This is a genomic window from Sphingobium sp. CFD-2, assembly GCF_024611135.1.
Taxonomy (GTDB): domain Bacteria; phylum Pseudomonadota; class Alphaproteobacteria; order Sphingomonadales; family Sphingomonadaceae; genus Sphingobium; species Sphingobium fuliginis.
In genome coordinates this window covers 214,610-226,323 of sequence record NZ_CP084405.1, presented here as the reverse complement: position 1 = coordinate 226,323, position 11,714 = coordinate 214,610, and the positions used below count along the sequence as shown (strand labels likewise).

At 65.2% G+C, this 11,714-nt stretch carries 10 protein-coding genes; 4 read left to right on the top strand and 6 right to left on the bottom strand.

Annotation, left to right across the window (positions count from 1 at the left end; genetic code table 11):
• Nucleotides 1-90: 90 nt before the first annotated feature.
• The 6 genes from LDB29_RS01025 to LDB29_RS01000 all read right to left on the bottom strand — a co-directional run bounded on the left by LDB29_RS01025 (nucleotide 91) and on the right by LDB29_RS01000 (nucleotide 5,478).
• A complete protein-coding gene (locus LDB29_RS01025) occupies nucleotides 91-936 on the bottom strand; it encodes a TorF family putative porin (RefSeq protein ID WP_025549718.1) in 846 nt (281 codons plus the stop codon).
• 297 nt (nucleotides 937-1,233) lie between these two features.
• Nucleotides 1,234-2,730 carry a SulP family inorganic anion transporter gene (locus LDB29_RS01020; RefSeq protein ID WP_061936878.1) on the bottom strand — a complete coding sequence of 499 codons (1,497 nt, stop codon included), beginning with the start codon at nucleotides 2,728-2,730 and terminating at the stop codon, nucleotides 1,234-1,236.
• 4 nt (nucleotides 2,731-2,734) lie between these two features.
• Nucleotides 2,735-3,433, bottom strand: a complete 699-nt coding sequence (locus LDB29_RS01015) for a carbonic anhydrase (RefSeq protein ID WP_025550378.1) — start codon at nucleotides 3,431-3,433, stop codon at nucleotides 2,735-2,737.
• 206 nt (nucleotides 3,434-3,639) lie between these two features.
• Nucleotides 3,640-4,350 carry a response regulator transcription factor gene (locus tag LDB29_RS01010; protein ID WP_025550376.1) on the bottom strand — a complete coding sequence of 237 codons (711 nt, stop codon included), beginning with the start codon at nucleotides 4,348-4,350 and terminating at the stop codon, nucleotides 3,640-3,642.
• A complete protein-coding gene (locus tag LDB29_RS01005) occupies nucleotides 4,347-4,799 on the bottom strand; it encodes a hypothetical protein (RefSeq protein ID WP_025550374.1) in 453 nt (150 codons plus the stop codon). Before LDB29_RS01005 ends, LDB29_RS01010 begins: the two co-directional genes overlap by 4 nt.
• A gap of 154 nt (nucleotides 4,800-4,953) precedes the next feature.
• Nucleotides 4,954-5,478, bottom strand: coding sequence for a hypothetical protein (locus tag LDB29_RS01000; protein ID WP_025550372.1), 525 nt, complete (start codon nucleotides 5,476-5,478; stop codon nucleotides 4,954-4,956).
• Nucleotides 5,479-5,766: 288 nt separating this feature from the next.
• Between LDB29_RS01000 and LDB29_RS00995 the strand changes: the two genes are divergently transcribed.
• The 4 genes from LDB29_RS00995 (at nucleotide 5,767) to istB (ending at nucleotide 11,643) form a co-directional block, all read left to right on the top strand.
• Nucleotides 5,767-6,861 carry a glycosyltransferase family 4 protein gene (locus LDB29_RS00995; RefSeq protein ID WP_025550370.1) on the top strand — a complete coding sequence of 365 codons (1,095 nt, stop codon included), beginning with the start codon at nucleotides 5,767-5,769 and terminating at the stop codon, nucleotides 6,859-6,861.
• A 107-nt stretch (nucleotides 6,862-6,968) separates the two neighbouring features.
• Entirely contained in the window at nucleotides 6,969-9,218 is a 2,250-nt protein-coding gene (locus LDB29_RS00990; RefSeq protein WP_025550369.1) for an amylo-alpha-1,6-glucosidase, read from the top strand.
• A 164-nt stretch (nucleotides 9,219-9,382) separates the two neighbouring features.
• The gene (gene istA / locus LDB29_RS00985) at nucleotides 9,383-10,879 is read left to right on the top strand and encodes an IS21 family transposase (protein WP_082430708.1); all 1,497 of its coding nucleotides are present in this window, start codon (nucleotides 9,383-9,385) and stop codon (nucleotides 10,877-10,879) included.
• Entirely contained in the window at nucleotides 10,876-11,643 is a 768-nt protein-coding gene (istB, locus tag LDB29_RS00980) for an IS21-like element helper ATPase IstB (RefSeq protein WP_054944222.1), read from the top strand. The genes istA and istB overlap by 4 nt, the downstream gene beginning before the upstream one ends.
• The last annotated feature ends 71 nt before the right edge of the window (nucleotides 11,644-11,714 follow it).

Sequence of the window (11,714 nt, the reverse complement as noted above, 5' to 3'; positions counted from 1 at the left end):
GAAGCGCCCGGATGCGACAGCAGAAACAATTTGTCACGACCGGGAAAGAAGCATGCGCCGGGCCCGGCGAACCGGGCCCGGCGCATGGGATCAGAAAGCGGCGCTCAGCGAGAAGAGGATCGTGCTGCGCGCGATCGACTTGCCGAAGTCCTTGCTGTCATTGACCATGAAGTTCGGGCGCAGATATTCTTCCTCGACCCTGGCGATATCGGTGTCGACATAGGCGACGCCCACGGTCAGCGGCGTGCCGGGAATGGCCAGGTCGGCGCCGACCAGCCAGTCGAGATATTTGCCGGTCGGCGCGATCGAGGTGCCGTTGGGCCCCAGGCCCGAATTGCCGTTCGACCAGCCCATATGGGCCTTCAGCGTGACGGGGGTGTTGGGAACCGCGGCGCTCAGATCCCCCCAGACGTAGAAATTGTCTTCCTTGTCGCCCGGATCGTCGATGCCGCTGGTGGCGCTGCTCTGCCACTTGCCAAGCGCTTCCTGCTTGGGAGCATAGGCGACGCCGACCAGGCCCTTGACCGGGCCGAACTGGTGGGACAGCTTCACATAGGGTTCGGCGAAGTCCGTCTTGTCGGCGCCCGACGGATACATGTACCAGGTCAGGCCGACGTCGACCGTGGTGCCCTCGCCCAGCGCGGCGGAATAGCCGGCGACCAGGTCGAGTTCCATGTTCGCCCCGCCGAAACGGCCCCAGCCGCCAAGGCTCGAACCCCAGGTGCCGACATAGAAGCCGCTTTCATGCGTGGCAGTGATGCCGCCCTGAATGGCCATGCCACGGTCGCTCTGCGACACGCCGCGGAAACGATAGTCGGAAACCAGGCCGACGCTGCCAGTGACGGTGACGGGGCCTGCGGGCTCTTCCTGAGCGAAAGCCGGAGCGCTGGAAAGCAGCGCAAGCGCGGCACAGGCAATCTGATACTTCATGAACATTCCCCTTTTACGTAAGAATGTTCCGTCCTGCGTCCGCTCCGTCCGAAGATCTCTTGTCTTATCGTCTTCGATACCGGCGGATCGAGAGCAGGTTATGGGGATAAGGCGAATTGGGGAAATGGCTTTTTCGCAAATGCGAAAGGACATGAAGGCACTGTGATGTCCGCAACACGATTATTGTCTTGCAGTCTTCTGAATATTTCTATTGTGTTTCCAGTTTGCATCTTAACGAAAAATCGCCGCATCGCCCAAGGGTGATGCGGCGGTTCGTTCAACGCCTGACGAGGGGGTGAAGGATCAGGCGGCGAGGTGGCGCATGCGGCCGGTGGCGCCGAACAGTTCGACCTGCGCACCGGTCCCGCGGCGGCGGTCGACCCATTCGCGGACCATTTCCGCGCAAGTATGGTCGATATGGCTGAGCCGCTCGACATTCAGGATGACGAGCCGCCCGGCGGGAAGCGCCTCCAGCCTGGCCGACAGCTTCGGCAGGTTGAGGAAGGTGGCGGTGCCGTGCAGCGCGACTTCATGCGCGTCGTCGCGTGCTTCCTCGTCCACGCCCAGGCGGAGACGTCGGGCATGGGGCAGAAGCTCGATCAGCGAGAGGCCGATGCCGACCAGAACGCCGGTCAGCAGGTCGGTCGCCACGACGCAGATCAGCGTCGCTGCCCAGACCACGGCCGGCAGCGGCCCATAGCGGTGGAGGAGATGCTTCACATGGTCCACGCTGACCAGACGCACGCCGGTCACCACCAGGATGCCCGCCAGCGCCGCCATCGGGATTTCCCGCAACAGCCACGGAAGCAGGGCGACGAAACCCAGAATCCAGATGCCGTGCAGGATCGTCGACAGCCGCGTCCTGGCGCCGGCCTGGACGTTGGCCGAACTGCGGACGATGACGCCCGTCATGGGCAGCGCGCCGGCCACGCCGCAAAGCAGGTTGCCCACGCCCTGCGCGCTGAGTTCGCGGTTGTAATTGGTGCGCACGCCGTCATGCATGCGGTCGACCGCCGCCGCCGACAGCAACGTTTCCGCGCTGGCGATGAAGGCGATGGCGATGGCCGTGGTGATGATCGTCGGGTTCAGGAGCTGCTGGACCAGATTGTCGCCCGGCAGCGAAATGGCCGAGACGATCGATTCCGGCACCACGACGCGCGCGACGGGAAGGCCGAGGAAGAAGGCGACCAGCGTCGCCAGCACCACGCCCACCAGAGCGCCGGGAAGCAGCTTCATGGAGGCCGGACGCAGCTTTTCCCACCCCAGCATGCCGCCGATGGTGACAAGGCCGACCGCGAAGGCGGTGGCCGCGTCCTGGTTGCTGAGGCCGAAAATCTGCCCCGGCATGGCGATCAGATTGGCAAGGCCGCTGGAAAGCGGCTTGTCGTCGAACAGCACGTGGAACTGACCGACGACGATCAGCACGCCGATGCCCGCCAGCATGCCGTGCACCACCGCGGGCGAGATCGCGCGGAACCAGCCCCCGACCCGCAGCAGCCCGGCGATCACCTGAATGGCGCCGGCCAGGATCAGGATCGGCCCAAGGGCGGACAGTCCCTGTTTCTGCACGATTTCGAAGACGATGACCGCCAACCCCGCCGCCGGGCCGCTGACCTGAAGGGGCGAACCCGCCAGCAGGCCGACGATCAGGCCGCCGATCATGCCGGTGATCAGGCCCTTTTCCGGCGGCACCCCGGAAGCAATGGCAATACCCATGCAGAGCGGCATCGCCACCAGGAAGACGACGATGGACGCCGTGAAGTCGCGGCTGAAGGTGCCGCCGGAAAATGCCTTGAGCATGAGCTTACTCCGCGGCCTCGGCATAGGCGATGTCGACCGCCAGACGCCTGGCATGGGGCAGCGCCACGGGCAGCGGCTGGCCTTCGCGGAGCGGCAGGAAACGGCCGGTCTCGCCGTCAAGACCCAGAACCTGGCCGGCATGGATGTCGACATACCAGCCGTGCAGCGCGATCTCGCCGCGGGCGATGCCCGACGCCACCGAGGGATGGGTGCGCAGATGGGCGAGCTGCGCCACCACATTCTCCAGCGCCATGTTGCGCAGCTTTTCCGCATCGCTGAGGTCGGCGGGGTAGCTTTCGCGACACACCTTCTGCGCGGCATGGCTGTGGCGCAGCCAGGCGGCGACATTGGGCATGGCGCTCAGGTCGGCATTGGTGGACAGCGCCTTCATCGCGCCGCAATCGCTGTGGCCGCATACTATGATGTCGCGCACGCCCAGCACCATGACGGCATATTCGACCGTGGAGGTCACGCCGCCATTCTGCGTCGCATGGGGCGGCACGATGTTGCCGGCATTGCGGCAGACGAACAGGTCGCCCGGATCGGCCTGCATGATATGTTCCGGCACGATGCGCGAATCCGCGCAGGAGATCATCAGCGCCTTGGGGCTCTGCCCGTCGCTGGCGAGGCGGTTGTAAAGCGCGCTCTGGTTCGGAAAGACATGGCTTTCGAAGCTGAAGACGCGACCGATCAGATCGTTCATGTCGTTGCATCCTTCTTATCTGATGGCCGGTCAGGGGGCAGACCGGCCTTGAGGATGCACAATAGGGAAGCGTTTTTGCTGCGTCGCAGCGGCTTTGTTAAATAATATGTCTGAGCGATGGAAAGCGCGATCGACAGGACGGCTCGTCCGATTTTCCAACGGAATCAATGCAATGGATGGGAAACATTCGACCGCGCCGAATCGGCTCAGCGCCGGTCGACCACGGCGCTGAACATATATCCGCCGCCCCGCACCGTAACGATGGGCGCGGGCCGGCCGCCATGGCTGAGCTTGCGCCGCAACCGGCTGACCAGCACGTCGACGCTGCGGTCTGACGAGGGCGCGTCCCGCACGCCGGCCAGTTCCATCAGGCGCGGACGGGCGATCACCACCTGCGGATGGTCGAGCAACACGAGCAGCAACGAAAATTCGGCGGCGGTCAGATCGACCTGCGCGCCGTCGGGATCGAGAACTTCGCGCCGGGAGGAATCCACCACCCATCCTTCGAACCGCGCCTCGGCCGGGCGGCGCACGCCAAGGGCGCGCTCGTTGCGCCCACGGCGCAGCACCGCGCGCAGCCGGGCGGCCAGTTCGCGGGTCGAATAGGGCTTCGCCATATAATCGTCGGCGCCCAGTTCCAGCCCGACCACCCGGTCGACCTCGCTGCTGTTGGCGCCCACCAGGATGATCGGCACGTCGCTGCGGTCCCGGACGTCGCGGCACAGGTCCATGCCGTCCGGGCCACGCAGCGCGGCGTCCAGCACGACCGCTCCCACGGGCATGCTGTCCATGGCATTCCAGATTTCGTTCGCAGAGGCGGCGGCCAGGGCCCGAAACCCGCTTTCCTCCAGCGACTGGCGCACTTCATGGCGCACATCCTGCTGGGCCTCCGCGATCAATATCAGCGGTGGACTCATCCGCCGGTTACGGCGTCCTTCGCGGACAGCGCATGAATGCCGTCAAGCTCGCCCAGCAATACCGAACGGTCCCGCTGCGCCACGGCGACCGCTTCGGCGGCGCGAGCGCTGGCGTGGCGGGCGACTTCCGCCTCGATCTCATCGCGCGCGGCAGTGCAGCCGCCGGCATGGCTGCCCGACAGCGGGGCGAAGCGATGGATCGGCTTGGCGACGGCGGCCAGCGTGCGGCCCTGCGTCGCAACGTCCCGGTTCACGACCAGTTCGGCCTGCCAGCGGCACACCGGCATAGACGGCCGGTTGGCGAAGCGGGATTCGACCTCGCGGAAGCGGACCGTCGATTCGGTCTCGTAACTCGCCCGATAGGCGTTCGAAGCATGGGTGATTTCAGCGCTGTGGATGGGCGTGGCGACGGCAAGGGCCGCCGCGCCGGATGCGAGAATGAGCAACATGGGGCCTTCTCCCTGACGACCGGACATGGTCGGTCAGGGTTTAGGCGCACTGAATGTCTCCGAAATTTGCCGAGCGTTACAAATTGTTGCTCAAGCATTTTCCGGTTGCGGCAGGCGCATGGAACTCCTCCCGGTCTTCCGATGGGAGGACGGGTCAGGCCATGCGCATCAGGGCGGGGGCATGGATCGTCCGGCCGGCGATATGATCCAGCAGCGACGCCAGCCACAGCGCATCGCTCGCCGCGCGGTGGCGATGCGGCTGGACCGAGTCGGCAAGGGCGACCGCTTCCATGATCTGCCGCTCGCCCGCGCGATGCTCGTCGAGCAGCAGCGAGACATGATCGATGAGGAAGGGCGTCGCCTGCCCCGCCGCGTCGGCCAGCGTGTCCAGCCAATATTGGTCGATCATGCTGTCGGCCACCATCCGCTGCCCCGCGCAGGCGTCGGCCAGTTCGGCCAGCACGGTTTCGACGGGCAGGCCTTCGCGCTCCACCCGGTCGCGGCTCAGGCCGTGCAGCGCCTCCGCCTCGGCCGACCAATGCCATCCGGCCCAATCGTCATGCGGCCGGATCAGCCAGCTTCGCGCCTGGCCCTTGCGGGCGATACCGACTTCGATGGGATAGGACAGGCCGTGCCGGGGCAGGCACGACGCCTCGAAATCGATCGTGATGACCGTCAAATTGCTCTCCATATTTCAAGGCCATGTCCGCCCCACTTCAGACCGGCCGGCCAGATTTTCGCTGTCGCTCACCTAAGCGGCGACTATGTCAGTCCGAAGTCAGCGGCGCGAAAAATGATGCGGACGGGCGCTTTCCGTCGACCGGCCGAAAAACGCCCGCCCACCGGAAAATCCCGACATGGAAGCGCAATCGCCATGCAACCTGCGGGCCTTTCACGCTTTTAACGGGGGCGCCCACCGCAGGTCGGGGGATCGGTGGCGGCGCGATCTTCGAAGGGATGCCCGACCATGAAAATTGCACAGATTGCTCCGCTTGCCGAAAGCGTGCCGCCGCGCCTCTATGGCGGTACCGAACGCATCGTGTCCTACCTGACGGAGGAACTGGTGCGTCAGGGTCATGAGGTGACGCTGTTCGCCAGTGGCGACTCCGTGACCGCGGCGGAACTGGTGCCGGTGACAGACATGGCGCTGCGGCTCAATCCCGACGTGCGCGACCCCATTCCCTATCACATGATCCTGCTGGACGCCGTGCGCCGCCGGGCCGACGAATTCGACGCGCTGCATTTCCATATCGACCTGCTGCACATGCCGCTGGTCCAGGATTTCATCGGCCGCACGGTGACGACGCTGCACGGCCGGCTGGACCTGCCCGATCTTCCCGCCTTCTACCGCGCCTTTCCCGATCACAGCCTGGTGTCGATTTCCGACCATCAGCGGCTGCCGATGCCGCCGGTGAACTGGGCAAGGACGATCCACCACGGGCTGCCGGCCGACCTGCTGCCGCCCCGCACCGGCCCCAGCGACGGCTACCTTGCCTTTCTGGGACGGATTTCGCCCGAAAAACGCCCCGACCGGGCGATCCGCATTGCCGCCCGCGCCGGACTGCCGCTGCGGATCGCGGCGAAGATCGATGCGGTGGACCGCGCCTATTGGGAGGAGGAGATCGCGCCGCTGGTCGAACGCTATCCCAATATCCACTATATCGGGGAGATCAACGAGGCGCAGAAGGCCGAATTCCTGGGCCGGGCAAGCGCCCTGCTGTTCCCCATCGACTGGCCCGAACCCTTCGGCCTGGTGATGATAGAGGCCATGGCCTGCGCCACGCCGGTCGTCGCCTTCCGCTGCGGCTCCGTCCCCGAGGTGATCGACCATGGCCAGTCGGGCTATATCGTCGAGAGCGAGGATGAAGCGGTCGCGGCGGTCCGCCGACTCCACGAACTCGACCGCGCACAGGTGCGCGCCGCCTTTGACGCACGCTTCACGGCAGAGCGGATGGCGGCCGATTATGTTCAGCTTTATCATGATCTTCCCGGCGCGCGGACGCAGGCCGCGATGCTGCGCCGGCTACGCGGAGAAGGTTCGGAACTTCAGGTCGTGGGATAGGGCATTTTCAACTGGACCGTTTACGGTCGACAGCCCGGAAAATGCGGCATCAAAGGACAAGAGCGTTTTCACCCGTCGTGAAAACGCTCCGGCATCAGGAGAGAGGCATGACGGCAAGCCAGTTGCAGCCGGAAAACCCCAGCCCTTCGGTCCCGAACGCCGGTCACGGCGTCGATCCGGGACAGGCGCTGTCGCAGGCGCAGACGCAATTCTTCATCCCGGCGACGGCGTCGCTGCATGAGCGGCGGCCGCGAACGCTGAAACATGGGGACAGCTTCGCCGTCTTCGACCATAGCGGCGACGCGATTGCCGGTCCGGGTAGTCCGGAAGGACTCTATCATCGCGACACCCGGCATCTGTCGCATCTCTACCTCACCATCAACGACACCCGGCCGATCCTGCTGAGTTCTGGCCTTCGCGACGACAATGCGATGCTGACCTGCGACCTCACCAATCCCGATTTTCCGGGCGGGGACGGCCGGGTGGCGGTCGAACACGATCTCATCCACCTGCGCCGCACCCGTTTCCTGTGGGAAGGCGCGGTGCATGAACGGATCACGATCCGCAATTTCGACACGGAGGTCCGCACCGTGGCGGTGAATATCGGTTTCGCCGCCGATTTCGCGGACCTGTTCGAGATACGCGGCATGACCCGTCTGCGGCGCGGCGCCGTGCGGGAACCTGTGATCGGCCCAAAGTCCGTGCTGCTGGGCTATGACGGGCGCGACGACAAGCGGCGCGAAACGCTGCTGCGCTTCGATCCCGCTCCCCAGATCCTGACGGAAAGCCGCGCACGCTTCGAGGTGGCCGTGCCGCCCGGCGAGCGCCGCACGCTATATCTGCAAATCTGCTGCCAGCCGCAGGATGACGAGCCGGTGGGCGACCTGTCCAAGCATTTCCTGAAGACGCTGCGCGAATCCATGCAGGCGCTGAAGCAGGCGCGCACGCGCGGGGCGACCGTGCGCTCCTCCAACCAGCTTTTCAACGAGGTGGCCCGACGATCCGTGGCCGACATCACGATGTTGTCGACCGACACCGAATATGGGCCCTATCCCTATGCCGGCATTCCCTGGTTCAGCACCGTCTTCGGTCGCGACGCGATCATCACCGCGCTGGAGACGCTGTGGCTGGACCCGGCGATCAGCCGCGGCGTGCTCGGCTATCTGGCCGCGCATCAGGCAACCGAATATGACGCCGCCGCCGATGCCGAACCGGGCAAGATCCTGCATGAAGTGCGCCATGGCGAAATGGCGGAACTGGGCGAAGTCCCCTTCCGCCATTATTATGGCAGCATCGATTCGACGCCTCTGTTCGTGATGCTGGCCGGGGCCTATCTGGAAAGAACGGGCGACAGCGGCTTCATCGCCTCCATCCTGCCCCATGTCGAGGCTGCGCTGAGGTGGATAGACGAGCATGGCGACCGCGACGGCGACGGGTTCGTCGAATATGGGCGGCTGACCGACCAGGGGCTTGTCAATCAGGGATGGAAGGACAGCCATGATTCGGTCTTCCATGCCGATGGCAGCATTGCGCGCGGCCCGATCGCGCTGGCGGAGGTGCAGGCCTATGTCTATGGCGCGTGGCGAGCGGCGGAGGCGATCTTCACCGCCCTGGGCGATCCGGACAGGGCGGTGAACCACCGCGCGCGGGCGGACGATCTGCGCGATCGTTTCGACGCCGCCTTCTTCGACGCCGGGATCGGCACCTATGTGCTGGCGCTGGATGGGGATAAGAGGCCGTGCCGCGTCCGCTCCTCCAATGCCGGGCACGTGCTGTTCACCGGCCTCGCGAAGGAGGCGCGCGCCGACATGGTGGTGCACACGCTGATGGCGCCGGCCTCCTTTTCCGGCTGGGGCGTGCGGACCATCGCCTCGACCGAGGCGCGCTACAATCCGATGAGCTATCATAACGGATCGATCTGGCCGCATGACAATGCGCTGATCGCGGCGGGCTTTTCCCGCTATGGCTACCGGACGCAGGCGGCCCAGATCTTCGAGGGGCTGTTCGCGGCCGCGACCTATGTCGACCTGATGCGGCTGCCCGAACTGTTCTGCGGCTTTCCCCGGCGGCGGGCGCAGGGGCCGACATTCTATCCCGTGGCGTGCAGCCCGCAAGCCTGGTCCGCGGCGGCGCCCCTGTCGCTGATCCAGTCGAGCCTGGGCCTGACCTTCGATGTCGCGGGGGCGGAGATTGCCCTGCGCGATCCCACCCTGCCCCGCTTCATCGACGAGCTGACGCTCTACGGCCTGCGCCTCGGGGACGCGGCGGTGGACATCGCCTTCGACCGGATGGGCGACAAGGTGGTGGTGAAGCCGCTCGACCGGAAGGGGCATGCGCGCGTCGTGACCATTGCCTGACAAATGGCGCTTGGCATTGCCGCAAATGGGCTTACATCCCCGGCCTGAGAACGGCGGTGCAAAATTAGACCACGGTGGCGGCGGCGAAGTGCTGCTGCGGGCGGCGTAAAAGTCGTCCACTTTGCCTTCTTTGCGCGAGCAGGGAGGGCGTGGAGATATATACCGTGGATCTTTACCTGAAGGTGCGTCTTGCTTGCGCGGGCGGCATGAGCCAGCGTGAGGCGGCGAAGCATTTCAACGTATCGCGCGACACGGTCCGCAAGATGCTGTCGTATTCGGAGCCCCCCGGTTACCGCCGGACGGCGGCGGTGCGGCGGCCCAAGCTGGAAGCGTTCGTTCCGATCATCGATGCATGGCTTGATGGTGACCGTCAGGTTCCGCGCAAGCAGCGTCATACGGCGAAGCGGGTATTTGACCGCCTTCGCGAAGAGCACGGTTTCACCGGCGGCTACACGATCATCAAGGATTACATCCGACAGCGCGAGCAGCGCAGCCGGGAGATGTTCGTGCCGCTGGCGCATGCGCCCGGCCATGCCCAGGCAGATTTTGGTGAGGCCATGGTCGAGATCGGCGGTGTTGTGCAGAAGGCGCATTTCTTCGTGCTCGATCTACCGCACAGCGACGCCTGCTACGTGCGCGCCTATCCCGCTGCCGTTGCCGAGGCATGGATGGACGGCCACGTGCACGCCTTCGCGTTTTTCGGCGCGGTGCCGCTGTCGATCGTCTACGATAACGACCGCTGCCTGGTCTCGAAGATCCTGCCCGACGGCACGAGGCAGCGCGCCCGGCTGTTCAGCGGCTTCCTGTCGCATTACCTGATCCGCGATCGTTACGGCCGTCCCGGCAGGGGGAACGACAAAGGCAGTGTTGAAGGGCTGGTCGGTTATGCTCGCCGCAACTTCATGGTGCCGATCCCCCGGTTCGCGACGTGGGAGGCGTTCAACCTGTGGCTCGAGGAGCAATGCCGCAAGCGTCAGAACGACCGGCTGCGGGGCGAGAGCGAGACGATCGGCGAGAGGCTGAAGCGCGATCTGGCGGCGATGCAGGAACTGCCGGCTGCCCCGTTCGAGGCTTGTGACCAGACCAGCGGCCAGGTCTCGTCGCAGGCGCTGGTGCGTTACCGGACCAATGATTACTCGGTGCCGGTGCGCTTCGGCCATCAGGAGGTATGGATCCGGGGCTATGTCGGCGAGGTGGTGATCGGCTGCCGGGGCGAGGTCATTGCCCGTCATGTGCGCAGCTACGAGCGCGAGGACGTGATCTTCGATCCCATCCATTACCTTCCCCTGATCGAACAGAAGATCAATGCGCTCGATCAGGCAGCGCCCCTGCAAGGCTGGCACCTGCCCGAAGCGTTTGCAACGCTGCGCCGCCTCATGGAAGCTCGTATGGGCAAGCATGGTCGGCGCGAGTATGTGCAGGTGCTGCGTCTGCTGGAGAGCTTCACGCTTGCCGATCTGCATGCGGCCGTAAAGCAGGCTCTCGATATCGGGGCGATCGGCTTTGATGCCGTGAAGCATCTCCTGCTGTGCCGGGTGGAGCGCCGACCACCCCGATTGGACATGGCGATCTATCCCTATCTGCCCAGAGCCAGGGTGGAGACGACATCGGCGCGCTCCTACATGCAGTTGCTCTCGGGCGATGCGAAGGATGCGGCATGAGCAGTCCGTCCCCCGAGCTGTTACTGGCCAGCCACCTCAAGACGCTCAAGCTACCAACCTTCCTGCGCGAGCATGACAAGCTGGCCCGGCGATGCGCGGCCGAGGGCGCAGATCACGTCCGCTACCTTGCCCGGCTTGTCGAACTGGAGCTGATCGACCGGGAACGCCGGATGGTCGAGCGCCGGATCAAGGCTGCGAAGTTCCCGGCCGCCAAGAGCCTCGACAGCTTCGACTTTGCCGCGATCCCCAAGCTCAACAAGATGCAGGTGCTGGAACTGGCACGCTGCGACTGGATCAACCGCCGCGAGAACGTCATAGCCCTTGGTCCCTCGGGAACCGGCAAGACCCATGTGGCGATCGGCCTCGGCCTTGCCGCCTGCCAGAAGGGCCTGACGGTCGGCTTCACCACCGCGTCCGCGCTGGTCAGCGCGATGATGGAGGCACGCGACGAACGCCGCCTTCTGCGCCTCCACAAGCAAATGGCCGGATACAAGCTCCTCATCATCGATGAACTGGGGTTCGTGCCGCTCTCGAAAACCGGCGCGGAACTGCTGTTCGAGCTGATCTCGCAGCGTTACGAGCGCGGCTCGACGCTGATCACCAGCAACTTGCCGTTCGACGAGTGGACCGAAACGTTCGGCTCCGAGCGCCTGACAGGCGCGCTCCTCGACCGGCTTACCCACCACGTCTCCATACTCGAGATGAACGGAGAGAGCTATCGTCTGGCCCAAAGCCAGGCGCGCAAGGCACGCTCCAACCCCTGACAGAAAAGACCATCCGTGTGTTGGCGACCCCCACTCGGGCTACGCCCTCGCGGCGCTCGCCAGCACACGGA